Genomic DNA, 14,491 nt, shown 5'->3' on the forward strand with positions numbered 1-14,491 from the left:
CATACTCCTGCATGATCCGCTAACCCTCATCATTCGTATAGGGTGCTGGACGTGGATTTATCATCGACGCCGCTTAAATTTACATGCGCTTGAATGAGCCTTCGCAGTGAAAGCCCGGTATCTGCGAAGAGAGTTCATATGATTGCAGATAATGAAGAAGAGGAATTCAGCGTCATGACATATGCGATGCAGGCACAGGAAGCACAGGCACGGCGGCTTGCTTCCTTTAAAATTACCGAGGCCGACATTTCCATTATTCAGGACATGGGATCTGATTTTGCCCGTGACAGTCTGCCGGGCTTGCTGAAGCAGTGGCATTCCCGCTTCGCCGCCTGGCCGGAAATCCAGTCGGCCCTGGCCAGCCCCGATGTGCATGCAGTCCGGGTGGATCATTGGAAGCGGGCAGTATCTGGCCGGATCGATGCGGATTTTCTGGCCTCGGCCAACCGTCTGGCCAAGGCTTTCTTTGATAATAACGTCCCCGGATATGCCGTAGCCATCTGCCACAACACAGTGTTGAATGGCATTGCGGAGGCGCTGGGCCTTGATGATCCGGCGCGTACAGGGCTTTTCGGCAGGAGGGACGGGCGCAAACAGGCTTTGCGCCAGGCGTTGACCAAACTTGTCTGGCTGGACCTGGAACTGCTGCTGGAAACCTATGCCGAGGCGGAGCATGCCAGCCGGGCACAGGCCTTGAGCAAGATGGCCGAGACGGTGGAGCGGGAGGCCAGCATCGCCGTGGAACAGGTCGCATCCCGGACCAGCGGCATGGCGCGCGACGCGGAAGGCATGGCCGGTTCCGCCCAGCGTGTAGGGGCGAATGCCCAGGATGTGGCCGGTTCGGCGCGCGAGGCGTTGAATAATGCGCAGACGGTTGCCAGCGCCACGGAGCAACTGGTCGGTTCCATCCGGGAGATTGCCGGTCAGGTCGCCCATTCCAACAAGGTCACCCGGCAGGCGGTTCAGACCGGCGATCATGCCCATGCGACGATCCAGTCCCTGTCCGAAACGGTGGGGCGGATCGGCGAGGTGGCGCAGATGATTTCCGATATTGCTGCCCAGACTAATCTTCTGGCCTTGAACGCAACGATTGAAGCGGCGCGCGCCGGGGAAGCAGGCAAAGGCTTTGCTGTTGTGGCGCAGGAGGTGAAGTCGCTGGCCAATCAGACGGCGCGGGCGACGGAGGATATTGCCGGTCAGATCACGGCGATCCAGACGGTCACCGAGTCAGCCGTGAAGGCCGTATCGGACATCGGGGCGGCGATTGATGAAATTGATCATGTTTCCAACGCCATCGCCGCCGCTATTGAGGAACAGTCTGCCGCGACGCAGGAGATTGGCCGGAATGTGGCTGCAACGTCCGCTGCCGTCAGGGATGTGAGCAATAATATCGCCACCGTCTCCGATGAAGCGCTCCGCACAGGTGAACAAGCGGCCCAGGTCAAGGCGGGTTCGGCAGATGTGGCGGGCAGCATCACGGATTTGCGGCGGGTGCTGGTCCGGGTCGTGCGCACCAGCACGGAGGAGGCCAACCGCCGCCGCAAACCCCGCTACACGGTGGACGAAATGTGCCTGCTCCAACTGGATGGGGCGGCGGCGCAAGAGGGGCGGCTGATTAATCTGTCCGAAGGTGGCGCCATGATCCGGCTGGCACAGGGGAAAGCAATCGTGGGGGCTGATGGGCACCTGGCCTTGCCGCGCCTGCCGGCTTTTGCCACCCGCCTGCGTGTTCTGACGGTGGATCAGGAGACGGTGCATGTGAAATTCGATATTTCGGACAGTCAGGCTTCCTCCTTCCACCGCGCGTTCGATGAACTGACCCGCGGGCTGCCGGAAGCGGCGTAAAGGGCAGGGGGGGACCTGCCTTCTCGCCCATGCCGGTATCCCTGTCCAGGATGTTTCGTATGATCAGGCCATCTTGTCGGATGGTCCGCAATGATTGCCTGATTTTCCATAGGGTTTGGGTCCGGCTTCTTTTACCCTCATCTGGATCGGACAATTCTGTCTGTTGGAGGACGCGGGAAGATGGAACGGCATCGGGCATTGGCATCGCTGATTGACCGGTACTGTGAGGGGGATGGGGTCCACAGCACGCCCCTTCCCCGTGTCGGCCTGATCCGCATGTCCAGCCCGACGGAGGAAATCCACACCCTTCATCAACCGGCCCTGTGCATCATTGCCCAGGGCAGCAAGCGGGTGATGGTGGGCGATCTGGTTCTCACCTATGACCGGGCCAAATATCTGGTCGTGTCGGTCGATCTGCCGGTGATCGGGCAGGTGCTGGAAGCAAGCGCGGACGCGCCCTATCTCTGCTTCCGGCTTGACCTGGACCCCACTGTGCTGGCGGGGCTGTTGCTGGAACAGCCGGCTGCTGCCGTGCCAGCGGCGGCCACCATGGCGCCGGGTCCCGGCCTGTCGCTGGGGGTATGTGATCCCGATATAATGGATGCGGTGATCCGGCTGCTGCGCCTGCTGGACCAGCCGGCCCATATTCCCGTTCTGGCGCCGCTGGTGGAGCGGGAGATCCTTTACCGTCTGCTGTGCGCGGATGGGGCGTCGCGGCTGCGCCAGATTGCCATGGGGGAAAGCCGGCTGGCGCAGGTGAACCGCGCCATCGACTGGATCAAACGCCATTACGACCAGCCCTTCAGCGGCGATGCCGTGGCAGATGCAGCCGGGATGAGCGTTTCCGCCCTGCATGAGCATTTCAAGGCGGTCACCGCCATGAGCCCGTTGCAATATCAAAAGCAATTGCGTCTGCAGGAGGCGCGGCGGCTGATCCTGGCCGCTGCGATGGATGCGGCCACCGCCGGCTTTCGCGTCGGGTATGAAAGCCCGTCCCAGTTCAGCCGGGAATATCGCCGCCTGTTCGGCGCCCCGCCCCTGCGCGATGTGGCGCGGCTGCGCGCGGCGCAAGGGGCGGGGCAGGGGATGGTCGTTTGACGGGGCGGCCCGCCCGCTTTGCCGCCCCCGACGCCCTTTCGGTTATTTGCGTGCCTTGGGCAGATAAATCAGGCGGGGGGCGTCCGTCACAAATGTATCGAGAACGCCGTCGGCAATTTTCACCGGCCCGCCAAAGCGGGTCGCGCCTTGGATCGATTGGATATTTGCCGCTGCAACCGCCAGCTTCTGCGCCTCATGGAAGTAACGCGAAGCGGCATCGCTGCCCGCAAAGGCGGCTTCAAGCCCATCAACCGTCAGGCGCAGGGAGCGGCCCCACACGTGGGCGGCATCCAGCCAGGGGTCGGCTTCGGCGACAAAGCCGGGCACCGTGACCCCGGCGCGTATCCTGTCGGGCGCGGCGACCAGGGCATCGGCGGCGTCACCCAGGGCGGCCAGGGCCGGGCGGATGGTCGCCGGGTTGCCATCGGCCAGCGCATCGCGGGCATTATCAATCAAGCCCTTCAGCCGGGGGGCCTGGGGTTGCCAGGGAAGATGGCCGAAGGTCGGCGCGACATGCTGTGTGTCGAAGAAGGTCAGCAAGGCCTGGGTTACGATGGGGTCGTCACCGGCAAGGTCGCGGGCGGCCGCCCGCCAGGTCCGCTGCGCGTCATAGCCTTTGTCGTTCCAGGCGAAGGCCAGCAACCCCGCCACGGCTGGCCGGCTGGCGACTTCCTGGTTCATCGGGTTGGCGACAATGCCGCTCAGCTCTCCCGACAGGCCGGCTTCCCGGCGGTCATAGGGGGCCAGCAGCAGACGCCCGGTGGTTTCGGCGAAATCATTGACGGGGTAATTGTCCCACAGCAGGGTCATGCGGCCGAAAGCCTTCGTCGCATTGCGGGCATCAGCAACGGAAATGAAGGACGGCACCACATCCGTGCCCGTCCATTGCACGACGACGCGCGGATCGAGATGCTCCCGCAGGGCGGCCTTGTAGGGGGATTCCGTGGCGTTGAAATATTCCGTCGGCACGGTGATCAACGCGCCGTGGCCGGCTGCGGCAATATCCGCCTGCACGATGTTCAGCAGCTTGGCTTGGGCGATAGCGGCAGCCCGCTCCCCAGGGGCACCGAAGGTCGCCTGATCGGCGTCACAGTTCCATTTCGTATATTCGATATCGTCGAAGGCGATATAGAAACTGCGGACCCCCAGGTCCCGCAGGACGCCAAACTTGCGCCGGATGGCCTCCAGATCGGCCGCATCACTGTAGCAGATCGACGGACCGGGCGAGAGGGCGTAGACGAAATTCACATGTTCATGATTGGCGACCTGGATCACCTGACCCAGTTCGTTCAGCGTTTCCGTGGGATAAGGCTCGCGCCACTGATCGCGGGCAAACAGATCATCCTTGGGGCTGTAAATATAGGTGTTTGCCTTGTAGCGGGCCAGGAAGGCGATATGGGCCTTACGCTCCGCCATGGTCCAGGGCTTGCCGTAGAAGCCTTCCACCGTGCCCCGCACCGGCATTGCCGGATAATCCGCAATAGACAGGGATCCAATCTGCCCGTGCCGGACGATCTGACGGAAGGTGTGTGCGGCATGATAAAGACCGTCACTATCCTTGCCGGCCAGGACGATCAGGCCGCCGCCCTCTGTGGCGCGACTGCCAAGCGCATAGGCTTCAGCGTGATCGGGTACGGTGATACCCACACGGTCCAGCGCGTCCCGTACCGTGGAGTTCTCCGCCGTGCCCAGCACGATCTGGACCCGCTCCGACCGTTTGGACAGGGAGGTGGCGGTCTGAATGTCCGCCACGCCCGCCGCCGCCAGAACGGCCCGTACCTGTTGTTCCGTTGCCGGGTCCATACCCTTCGGCTGTACGATCACCACCGCTTTGCCGAGGGCGAAATCCGTGCCCGTCAATTCCACCGATGCAGGGGTGGGGAAGATTGCCGGGGCCGTGGCCGCCTTGGCGGGGGTTGATGCCACCAACAGCAAGCCCAAGGCCCCGCTGGCAATCAAGGTTCCGGGATTGACGGATCGGGTTTCCCGCATCGATATGGCTCCACGGCTTTATTGGTATTTTCCTGGTATCATTCGTGGTCTGGTGGGTCCAGGGCCAATCTGGACCCACCGGGTTTGATCCTCGTTGCGCGGTGGTTCAGTAGGGGCTGGCTGTGGGGCGGACAATCAACTCGCTTACATCCACATCGGCCGGCTGTTCGATAGCATAGGCGACGGCGCGGGCGATGGCATCCGGCGTCAGGGCGATCCGGCGGAAATCCACCATCGCGGCCTTGGCGCCGGGATCGGTGATGGTGCCGGCCAGTTCGCTTTCCACCACGCCAGGGCAGATGGTGGTAACGCGGACCTTGTCATTCTCCTGCCGCAGCCCTTCGGAAAGGGCCCAGACGGCATATTTGGTAGCGCAATAAACAGCGGCGGTCGGGTAGACTTGATGCGCACCGATGGAGGCCAGATTGATGATCTGGCCCTTTTCACGGGCCTGCATGCCGGGCAGCACAGCGGCAATGCCATGCAGTACGCCCCGGATATTCACATCAATCATCCGGTCCCACTCATCCACCTTCAGGGCGGCCAGCGGGGACAGGGGCATCAGCCCGGCATTATTGACCAGCACGTCGGCGGGCCCAAACTCAGTTTCAGCAAAACGGGCGAAGCGGTCGAAATCCGCGCGATCCGTGACATCCAGCGCCTGGAACCGCAGCTGCCCGCCGGCGGCGGTGATTTCTGCCGCCAGCGTGGCCAGCCGGTCGATGCGCCGTGCGCCCAGCACCACCTTGGCACCCTTCGCCGCCAGATGGCGGGCGATGGCCTCCCCGATGCCGCTGCTGGCGCCGGTAATCAGTACGGTCTTGCCTTCGATCTGGGACATTGACCCATCCTCCAGTCCATGCCGGGCATTGGCCCTGGCTTCGGATAGGAAAATGGCGCCAAATGAGGGGAGAGCGGTAGAACAGCACTCCAGCATCATTGCCTGATTTTCCGGGAAATGCTGGCCGTGTTGGCTGGAAAGAAAAAGGCCCGGATCGTCGCTGATCCGGGCCCTTGCTTTATACCAACTTCCCGTGATCGTGACCGATCACGGGAAGTTTTGTGGTCTCTCAGGCGCCGGGCTGGCGGTCGCCAGCCCCCCGTCAGCCAAGGGTCAAGCCCTCGGCTGACGGGCCTTACATGTTCGGATAGTTCGGGCCCCCGCCGCCTTCCGGCACGGTCCAGACGATATTCTGGGTCGGGTCCTTGATGTCGCAGGTTTTGCAATGGACGCAGTTCTGCGCGTTGATCACGAAGCGCGGATTGCTGCCATCATCATCGCGCATCACCTCGTACACCCCGGCGGGGCAATAACGCTGCGCCGGCTCATCATAGGTGGGCAGGTTATAGGCGATGGGGATGGTGGGGTCCTTCAGCTTCAGGTGCGCCGGCTGGTTTTCCTCGTGATTGGTGTTGGAGATGAACACCGAGGACAGCCGGTCGAAGCTGAATACCCCGTCGGGCTTGGGATATTTGATCTTCCGTGCGGCAGAGGCGGGCACCAGGCTTTCATGATCGGCCTTGGTATGGTGCAGCGTATAGGGCAGCAGCTTGCCCAGGCCCAGATCATGCAGCCACATCTGCAGGCCGCCATGCAGGTTGCCCAGCATCAGCCCGGCCTTCAGGCCCGGCTTGACGTTGCGCACCTTATAAAGGTCTTCGTGGACCCAGCTCTGCTTCCAGGCGGCTTCGTAATTATCCAGCTTGTCGCCGCCCTCAACGCCAGCCGTCAACCGCTCGAACGCGGCTTCAGCGGCCAGCATGCCGGTCTTCATGGCATTATGGGTGCCCTTGATCCGGGGCACATTGACGAAGCCGGCAGAACAGCCGATCAGCGCGCCGCCGGGGAAGGTCAACGTCGGTACTGATTGCAGCCCGCCCTCATTGATGGCGCGCGCGCCATAGGACAGGCGCTTGCCGCCTTCCAGATACTTCTTGATGAACGGGTGCTGCTTGAAGCGCTGGAATTCCTCAAACGGGGACAGATGCGGATTCTGGTAATCCAGGTTCACCACAAAGCCGATGGAAACCTGATTATCTTCCAGATGATACATCCAGGAACCGCCGGCGGTTTTGCTGTCCAGCGGCCAGCCCTGGGTGTGCATCACCAGACCCTGCTGATGCAGTTCCGGGTCGATCTGCCACAGTTCCTTGATGCCGATGCCGTATTTCTGCACATCGCAATCGGCCCGCAGGTTGAACTTCTCCATCAGCAGCTTGGAGAGGTTGCCGCGCACCCCTTCGGCGAAGAAGGTGTATTTGCCGTGCAACTCCATGCCCGGCGTATAATTGTGCGTATGCTCACCGTCCTTGCCGATGCCCATATCGCCGGTGGCCACACCCTTGACGGAGCCATCCTCGTTATACAGCACCTCGGCGGCGGCGAAGCCGGGATAGATCTCCACGCCCAGCTCTTCGGCCTGACCTGCCAGCCAGCGGCACAGGTTGCCCAGGCTGATGGCGTAATTGCCGTCATTATGCATCAAGGGCGGCAGCAGGAAGTTGGGAACGCGGATGCCGCCCTTGTCGGACAGGATATAGAAGCGGTCGTCGGTGACGGGGGTGTTCAGCGGTGCCCCCTTCTCCTTCCAGTCGGGGATCAACTCGTTCAGGGCCTTGGGGTCGATGACGTTACCCGACAGGATGTGGGCACCGACCTCCGACCCTTTCTCGATCACGCAGACGCTGATCTCCTGGCCCTTCTCGGCCGATAATTGCTTCAGTCGGATCGCGGCGGACAGGCCGGACGGCCCTGCGCCAACGATCACGACATCATATTCCATCGATTCGCGTTCCATTCCCCATCCCACTGCAACTTGGTTCCGCTTATCCGTGGCGCCATCGCGGGGGACGTTGCCAGACGGGCCTTGGCGGAATGCCTGTTTTCCAGCCCTTCCCGAAGGGCCGCCATTTCGTCGCTGTTAACACAGCATAGGCCGGTGGTAGGGTCAAACCATGAATGCCCTGGTCGATAGTGTCGCCGCCCTTCGGTTTTTGCTGGATGCCGGCGTTGACGAAACCATTGCGGACAGTCCCACGGACTGGACGAGTGTTGCCACGCGGTCGCGGGCGCAGGCAGCCGTAGCGTCACCCGTTGCCGAGCATGGCCGGGCGCTGCCGCCTGCCGGCCTGGAAGGTCGGGTCGCACAGCCCGCGACTCCGCGACAAAATGTACCGGTAGTGGGGTCGGCGCCGTTACAAGGTGGGGGGGAGCCGGGGCCGCTGGGTGCTGCGGAGGCGGGGGCATCGGCCCGCGCAGCCGCATCTGCGGCGCCGGATCTGGATGCGTTGAAGGCGGCACTGGCTGCGTTCGAGGGCTGTGCCCTGAAGAAGACGGCCACCAACCTTGTCTTCGGCATGGGCAGCCGTCAGGCCCGGATCATGCTGATCGGCGAGGCGCCGGGGGAAAATGAGGACCGCCAGGGTCTGCCTTTCGTGGGGCCGGCTGGCAAGCTGCTGGATTTGATGCTGGGTGCCATCGGGCTGGACCGCACCAGCGACGATCCGGCAAAGGCGGTCTATATCACCAACATGTTGCCCTGGCGTCCGCCAGGCAATCGCAGCCCCACGGATGGGGAAATCGCAGCCTGTCTGCCTTTCATGGTCCGGCATATTGAGCTGATGGCGCCGGATTACCTGATTTTCGCCGGGGGTATCAGCGCCAAGGCCATGCTGGCCCGGACAGAGGGGATTACCCGTCTGCGGGGCCGCTGGTTTGACTATAGCGCGCCCGGCCTGAAGAAGCCGGTGCCGGCCATGCCCATGCTGCACCCAGCCTATCTGCTGCGCAATCCGGCCGCCAAGCGGGAGGCCTGGAAGGACCTGCTGGCCCTGCGGCTGCGCATGGATGGGGTAATCGACCGATAAGTATTTTCCAGACAAGGAAGGCCGCAAAAGAAGCGGCCCCGGTGGGGAGGAGTGATGAAACTCTATGATGATGCCATTGCCCCCACGCCCCGGCGTGTGCGCATGTTCCTGGCGGAAAAGGGGCTGGATATTCCCCGCGTGCCCGTGGTGATCGGTAAGGGGGAGCATCTCGCCCCCGATTATGCCGCCCGCGTCCCATCCTGCCGTGTCCCGGCCCTGGAATTGGATGATGGCACCATCATTTGCGAGAGCGTGGCCATCTGCCGGTACATTGAAGCCCTTCATCCGGAGCCTAACCTGATGGGCCGCGACCCGCTGGAGCAGGCCCGGATCGAGATGGTGCAGCGGCGGATGGAGTTCGAGCTGCTGCTGCCCTTCGCGCATGCTTTCCGCCATTCCCACCCGAAGATGGCGGCGCTGGAGGTTCAGGTGCCAGCCTTTGCCGACGTGCAGCGGGTGCAGGCGGAAAAACGGCTGACGGTGCTGGAGGCGGACCTCGCCCGGCAGGGCTTTGTTGCGGGCGACCGGTTCACCATCGCCGACATCACCGCTTTCACCACCCTGGCCTTCTTTCCGCGTCTGGTCGGGATCACGATTGATGAGCGCTATCCATCGGTGCAGCGCTGGATGGGGGAGGTCGCTAGCCGGCCGAGTGCCGCCGCCTGACGGATCGGATTATCCCGAAAGAACAGGTGCCGAAAATAAGGCGCTAAAGCGGCCCTGCTGCAGGCAGAATCTTAAAGTTTAGGCCCTAGACATTGATAACCTTCGCCTTTACGGTGGCGAAGATCAGCGGGTATTGGGGAAGGGGATCGCGTCATGGCATCCGAAACGACGACAGAACGGTCGATCGAACGCGACATCGTGACAATCTCCCCCATAGGTAAACGTAAAAGTTGGGTGGCGACCCAATTAATGCGCGCCCAGATCGCTGTGATGCTGGGCTTGCTTGTTGCCGTTGGCCTGCCCACTGCCGCGCTGGCCAAATACGCTTCCATCATCATTGATGCCAAGTCGGGCGAGGTGCTGCACGAAGCGGGTGCGGATACGCGCAATTTCCCGGCCAGCCTGACCAAGATGATGACGCTGCATATGGTGTTTGATGCCCTGAAGGCCGGGAAGCTGAAGCTTGCCGACCCGATGAAGGTGTCCGCCCATGCATCCGGCATGGCCCCCTCAAAGCTGGGCCTGCGGCCGGGGGATACCATCACGGTTGAACAATGCGTGCTGGCCCTGGTGACCAAATCCGCCAATGACTGCGCCGCCGTGATTGCGGAGACGATTGGCGGAACGGAAGTGAATTTCGCCCGCATGATGACGGATCGCGCCCGCCAGTTGGGCATGACCCGCACCACCTTCCGTAATGCTTCCGGCCTGCCCAATACCGGTCAGCTTTCCACTGCCCGCGACATGGCCCGGCTGGCGCAGAGCCTGATCTATGATCACGCGCAATATTACGGGTATTTCAACACCAAGAGCTTCACCTACAAGGGCACCACCATCGGCAGCCATAACCGGCTGATGGCCCGCTATCCGGGGATGGATGGGTTGAAGACGGGGTATATCCGCGCTTCCGGCTTCAATCTCGCTTCTTCAGCCGTGCGTGATGGCCGCCGCTTGATTGGCGTGGTGTTTGGTGGCCAGACGGCTGCCTGGCGTGACAACCATATGGCTGACCTGCTGGATGAAGCCTTCAAGGGCAAGAAGTCCGCGCCGATGCTGGTCGCCAGTGCCGACGCCAAGGCCAAAAGCCGCCCGGCCAAGTCGCGGAACGAGGAACGCAGCGTGGTGGCCGCCGTCGCCAGCGAAATCGTGAACAGTGCCGAGGAAATCGCGCTGCCCCGTACCGCTGTTGCCGCCCCGGTCGCCGCCAGCCTGCCGAAGGTTAATGCCAATGGCCGCTGGGCCATTCAGGTCGGTGCCTTCAATGACAAGCAGGCCAGTCAGCGCGCTGTCAGCCAGGCTACCCAGCGCGCAGGCACCCTGTTGGATAGTGCGACGCCGCAGGTGATGGAGGTCTCCACCGCGAAGGGCAAGCTGTATCGCGCCCGCCTGACCGGCATGGACGAAAAGACGGCCCGGCGTGCCTGTGCCCAACTGTCCAAGGGTGGCCATAGCTGCCTGACGGTGCCGCCCGCCGCCTGACAGGGCTGCGACGCATCCGCCCTTGCGCAGCCGATCCTTATTAACGCACATTTCCCCGGGGCGCCGCCAATGCGGCGCCCCGGTTGCGTGAGAGGGGAGGGGATGGAGAAGGGCGAGCCCTATCGCCGGATGCTGCGGCGCCATGATGGCGCGGTTCCCGTCCATCTGGTCGGTGAGCGCATGGGCCTCTCGGTCTGGCACTATGGGGCCGGCGTCGCTCTTGTGGCCTCTATTGCTTATATCGGCACCTGGCTGGTCAATTTCCTGCCACCCCCTCTGGCAGCGCTTACCGGCAGCGGGCCGGATGCCCCGATGGTCCGCCATATCGCCAGTCTGGTCTGGGCCGGTGGTCTGACATTGTGTCTGGGGTGGCTGCTGACCCGCCAGGGGCGTGACCTGATGAGTCTGGTTGCCCCTGGCCGCCCCCTGGATGCCCGGCTTTTCCTGCGTTCCGTCGCGGTCTATGCTGCCGCCTTCCTGCCCATTGTGATGATGGGGGTACAGCAGGGCCATGTCAGTACCGGGACGGTGGGGCTGGCCCTGCTGTGGCTGCCGGTCATGGGCACCTTGATCCTGTTCCAATCCTTTGTGGAAGAGATCATCTATCGCGGCTATCTCACCCAGGCTTTCCAGGTTCTGTCGGGCAGCGCGGTTCTGGCAGCCATACCGGTGGCGATCCTGTTCGTGCTGCTGCATGAAGGGGGGAACTGGGAGGGGGGATGGGGCCGTAAACTGTCTTTGCTGCTGATCTCGCTGGGCCTTTCCTACATCACCTGCCGGCTGGGCCGGCTGGAGGCGGCCATCGGGGTGCGCTTTGCCCATAATTCCCTGATTTACCTGCTGATGGCGCAACCGGCGGGCTTTGCAGCCGAGGGGGCTTTAATGGAGGGGATGGCAAATGGCGCCGGGCCGCTGGATGTGGAAGCCCTGCTGTCCATCCTGCTGCTGCAAGGCGCGTTGTTCGCCAGCTATTGGTTTTTAGGGTTGCAAAGCGGCTTCATCGAACATGGCTGGCGCGGCGCGCCCGATAAGGAGGAATGGTGACCGTGGATTTCGTCCCGGCACGGGAACCGGTACCGGTCCATCTTTATGGTATGTGGGCGGGGCGTCGCCGCCGGTCCTATCTTGCGGCATTGGCGCTGTTCATCGGCTGTCTGATCGTTCTGGGGCTGGTTCTCTTCATCCTTGTCCCGCCCCTTTTGCCGTTGATCCCGAAGGATCTTTACGGGTTCCTTCCCTTGCTGGCGATCATCGCCCTGTTAGGGCCGGTGCTCCTCGTTGCGCGTGTGGTCCATAAACAAAGCCCGATGGACCTGATTGCGCCCGGTCGCCGGCTGGATATCGGCATGGCCTTTCGCTCCGCGCTGGTCTTCGCCGTCCCGCTGCTGGGGCAGGTGGTCTGGAGCCTCTGGACAGGGGAACTGGTACCGGCATCGGCGGGTATGGGTACTTTCCTGCTCTGGATGCCCTTTGTGATTATTGGCTTCGTCCTGCAGGCCTCCACCGAGGAAATCATTTTCCGGGGCTATCTGGCCCAGGGGCTGCGCGTGGTCTGCCGCAATACCCCCGCCATGGTGCTGATCAGCAGTGTCCTGTTCACCCTGGCGCATGAAGGGGGGGATCAACAGGCCGTCTGGGCGGCGCGGGCGCAAATCTTCGTCACGGCGCTGTTCCTCTCCTGGCTCACCGTCCGGCTGGGCCGGCTGGAAGCGGCCATGGGTGTTCACATCATCAATAATATCCTGTTCATCTGGTTCATCGGTGCCGAACAGATCACCTTGCCCGGCCTGTTCCAGTCGCTGGACCCCGATCCGCCGGATTTTGCCGGTTGGACGGATATCCTGACTTTTGTCGGGATCCATGCGGTCAGTATCGGCTTTTACTGGCTGGTGGGCCTGCGCACCGGCTTTGTTGAGCGGGGATGGGCTGGCCGCCCCTCAGCGCGGGCGCAGCAGGCTTGACCCCAGGGCTGCCGTGCAGACCATGGCAATGGCGGTCCAGGTGACAAGACCCAGCCGCTCCCCCAACCCCACCACGCCGACCAGGGCGGCGATGGCCGGCTCCAGCGCCAGCAAAATGCCGAATACCGCCGTCGGCACCCGGCGCAAGGCGACATATTCCAGCATATAAGGCAGCAGGGTGGAGAACAGGGCCACCCCCAGCACCAGCAGCATGCCATGGGCATCGGCCAGGAACGGCCCTGCTGCCATCAGCCCGACGGGGGCGGTGAACAGGGCGGCGGCTGTCAAGGCCAGGGCCAGGCCGGTCATGCCGGGGATCAACTGCCCCGCCTTTTGCGATGTCAGGATATAGGCCGCCCATCCGGCCCCCGCCGTGGCGGCGAAGAACAGGCCCAGCGGGTCCAGATGCGTGGCGCCGCCCAAGGGTGTCAGCAGCAAGACCCCGCCCAGTGCCAGCAAGGGCCACAGGAAATCCAGCCAGCGCCGCCCGCCCAGCATGGCGACCGTCAGCGGACCGATAAATTCCACCGCCACCGCCACGCCCAGCGGCAGGCGGGTGATGGACAGGTAGAAGGTAGCATTCATCAATGCCAGGGCGGCACCCAAGCCCAGGGCCGCGCGCCATTGCGCCCCGGTCAGCCCGCGCAGGCGGGGCCGGGCGATCACCAGCAAAGCCGCCGCACTGATGGCATTGCGCAGGAAGGCCAGACCCAGAATGTCATGGCCCACGGCAACGTGCTTGGCGATGCCGCCGCCAATCGGCGGCAGCATGATGGCCAGCAGCACCAGCAGGAAGGGGGCGATGCGGGTCCAGCGCCCTTCAACCGTGGTGGAAGGGGCCGCCGGGGCGATCACGGCAGCAGGCCCATTCCCATATCCCAGAAGCCTGCTTCCAGCCGGCTGGCGGCATCGAAGCAGCGCGTCAGGTCGGCAAAGCGGGCATCGGCACCGCGCTTGACACCCAGCCGGTCCAGCAGGGCCACCTGTGCCGCCGCGACCTTGCGATATTCTGGATCGGCATACATGGCGATCCAGTCGGCATAGGGATTACCATCCAGCACCGTGGCCGGGTCGGCCATCAGATGGGCGGCGATTTCCGCATAGCCGACGATGCAGGGGGCCAGGGCGACATGCAGGTCCAACAGGTCACCGGCGACACCGCGTTCCAGCACGTATCGGGTATAGGCCAGCGTGGCCTGGGCCTCCGGCATGGCCTGCATGGCCGCCTCGTCAATGCCCCAGCCGGAGCAATATTTGATGTGGAGCCCCATTTCCAGATCCAGCAGCGCCGACATGGACGATGCTGCTGCCCGCATGTCGGCCAGATCATCGGCCTTGAAGGCGGCCAGCGCATAGGCGCGGGCGAAATGGATCAGGAACAGGTAATCCTGCACCAGATAATGGCGGAAACTGGCGGCGGGCAGGGTGCCGTCCCCCATGCCGCGCACAAAATCATGCCGGATATAACGATCCCATGACGGGCGCGCGGCGGTCCGCAGCCGGTCGAACAGCCCGCCGGGCGTCGCCAGATCGGGCAAGGCGGGGCGGGCCGTCATGGTCATGGGATCGTCCCTTCCGGGTTG

The 14,491-nt window shown here is 63.3% G+C and carries 12 protein-coding genes; 7 read left to right on the forward strand and 5 right to left on the reverse strand.

Annotation, left to right across the window (positions count from 1 at the left end; all coding sequences use genetic code 11):
* Positions 1–138 precede the first annotated feature (138 nt).
* Positions 139–1,845, forward strand: a complete 1,707-nt coding sequence (locus G473_RS27405; RefSeq protein WP_051330365.1) for a methyl-accepting chemotaxis protein — start codon at positions 139–141, stop codon at positions 1,843–1,845.
* Between the two features lie 180 nt (positions 1,846–2,025).
* Positions 2,026–2,943 carry an AraC family transcriptional regulator gene (locus G473_RS0116670; RefSeq protein ID WP_029014043.1) on the forward strand — a complete coding sequence of 306 codons (918 nt, stop codon included), beginning with the start codon at positions 2,026–2,028 and terminating at the stop codon, positions 2,941–2,943.
* 42 nt (positions 2,944–2,985) lie between these two features.
* On the opposite strand, the gene G473_RS0116675 is transcribed toward G473_RS0116670, so the two are convergent.
* The 3 genes from G473_RS0116675 to G473_RS0116685 form a co-directional block, all read right to left on the reverse strand.
* Positions 2,986–4,935 (reverse strand): glycoside hydrolase family 84 protein, encoded by a 1,950-nt coding sequence (locus G473_RS0116675; RefSeq protein WP_029014044.1) that lies wholly within the window; start codon positions 4,933–4,935, stop codon positions 2,986–2,988.
* 106 nt (positions 4,936–5,041) lie between these two features.
* Positions 5,042–5,776 carry an SDR family oxidoreductase gene (locus G473_RS0116680; RefSeq protein ID WP_029014045.1) on the reverse strand — a complete coding sequence of 245 codons (735 nt, stop codon included), beginning with the start codon at positions 5,774–5,776 and terminating at the stop codon, positions 5,042–5,044.
* A gap of 295 nt (positions 5,777–6,071) precedes the next feature.
* Complete coding sequence (locus tag G473_RS0116685) at positions 6,072–7,733, reverse strand: electron transfer flavoprotein-ubiquinone oxidoreductase (RefSeq protein WP_029014046.1); 1,662 nt, start codon at positions 7,731–7,733, stop codon at positions 6,072–6,074.
* A 157-nt stretch (positions 7,734–7,890) separates the two neighbouring features.
* Here G473_RS0116685 and G473_RS0116690 point away from each other — a divergent pair, with 157 nt between their 5' ends.
* From G473_RS0116690 to G473_RS0116710, 5 genes are all read left to right on the forward strand, one after another.
* Positions 7,891–8,802 (forward strand): uracil-DNA glycosylase, encoded by a 912-nt coding sequence (locus tag G473_RS0116690; RefSeq protein ID WP_029014047.1) that lies wholly within the window; start codon positions 7,891–7,893, stop codon positions 8,800–8,802.
* 54 nt (positions 8,803–8,856) lie between these two features.
* On the forward strand, positions 8,857–9,468 hold the full coding sequence (locus tag G473_RS0116695) for a glutathione S-transferase family protein (RefSeq protein ID WP_029014048.1): 612 nt from the start codon (positions 8,857–8,859) through the stop codon (positions 9,466–9,468).
* Between the two features lie 153 nt (positions 9,469–9,621).
* Positions 9,622–10,947, forward strand: coding sequence for a D-alanyl-D-alanine carboxypeptidase (locus tag G473_RS0116700; protein WP_245580085.1), 1,326 nt, complete (start codon positions 9,622–9,624; stop codon positions 10,945–10,947).
* 102 nt (positions 10,948–11,049) lie between these two features.
* Positions 11,050–11,991, forward strand: a complete 942-nt coding sequence (locus tag G473_RS0116705; protein WP_029014050.1) for a CPBP family intramembrane glutamic endopeptidase — start codon at positions 11,050–11,052, stop codon at positions 11,989–11,991.
* Positions 11,985–12,908: a CPBP family intramembrane glutamic endopeptidase gene (locus G473_RS0116710; protein WP_029014051.1), complete on the forward strand. Its 924-nt coding sequence runs from the start codon at positions 11,985–11,987 to the stop codon at positions 12,906–12,908. Before G473_RS0116705 ends, G473_RS0116710 begins: the two co-directional genes overlap by 7 nt.
* Here G473_RS0116710 and G473_RS27410 read toward each other — a convergent pair.
* Positions 12,885–13,763, reverse strand: coding sequence for an EamA family transporter (locus tag G473_RS27410; protein ID WP_051330366.1), 879 nt, complete (start codon positions 13,761–13,763; stop codon positions 12,885–12,887). The genes G473_RS0116710 and G473_RS27410 overlap by 24 nt on opposite strands.
* Positions 13,760–14,464 carry a thiaminase II gene (gene tenA / locus G473_RS0116720; RefSeq protein ID WP_029014052.1) on the reverse strand — a complete coding sequence of 235 codons (705 nt, stop codon included), beginning with the start codon at positions 14,462–14,464 and terminating at the stop codon, positions 13,760–13,762. Before tenA ends, G473_RS27410 begins: the two co-directional genes overlap by 4 nt.
* Positions 14,465–14,491: the final 27 nt, after the last annotated feature.

Source organism: Niveispirillum irakense DSM 11586, from assembly GCF_000429645.1.
GTDB lineage: Bacteria > Pseudomonadota > Alphaproteobacteria > Azospirillales > Azospirillaceae > Niveispirillum > Niveispirillum irakense.

What these genes read in the sequence shown, in the direction of transcription:
- G473_RS0116685 (WP_029014046.1), bottom strand. Translation starts at nt 7,733, where the DNA reads ATGGAACGCGAATCGATGGAATATGATGTCGTGATCGTTGGCGCAGGG.
- G473_RS27405 (WP_051330365.1), top strand. Translation starts at nt 139, where the DNA reads ATGATTGCAGATAATGAAGAAGAGGAATTCAGCGTCATGACATATGCG.
- G473_RS0116680 (WP_029014045.1), bottom strand. Translation starts at nt 5,776, where the DNA reads ATGTCCCAGATCGAAGGCAAGACCGTACTGATTACCGGCGCCAGCAGC.
- G473_RS0116700 (WP_245580085.1), top strand. Translation starts at nt 9,622, where the DNA reads ATGGCATCCGAAACGACGACAGAACGGTCGATCGAACGCGACATCGTG.
- G473_RS0116710 (WP_029014051.1), top strand. Translation starts at nt 11,985, where the DNA reads ATGGTGACCGTGGATTTCGTCCCGGCACGGGAACCGGTACCGGTCCAT.
- G473_RS0116705 (WP_029014050.1), top strand. Translation starts at nt 11,050, where the DNA reads ATGGAGAAGGGCGAGCCCTATCGCCGGATGCTGCGGCGCCATGATGGC.
- tenA (WP_029014052.1), bottom strand. Translation starts at nt 14,464, where the DNA reads ATGACGGCCCGCCCCGCCTTGCCCGATCTGGCGACGCCCGGCGGGCTG.
- G473_RS0116670 (WP_029014043.1), top strand. Translation starts at nt 2,026, where the DNA reads ATGGAACGGCATCGGGCATTGGCATCGCTGATTGACCGGTACTGTGAG.
- G473_RS0116675 (WP_029014044.1), bottom strand. Translation starts at nt 4,935, where the DNA reads ATGCGGGAAACCCGATCCGTCAATCCCGGAACCTTGATTGCCAGCGGG.
- G473_RS0116695 (WP_029014048.1), top strand. Translation starts at nt 8,857, where the DNA reads ATGAAACTCTATGATGATGCCATTGCCCCCACGCCCCGGCGTGTGCGC.
- G473_RS0116690 (WP_029014047.1), top strand. Translation starts at nt 7,891, where the DNA reads ATGAATGCCCTGGTCGATAGTGTCGCCGCCCTTCGGTTTTTGCTGGAT.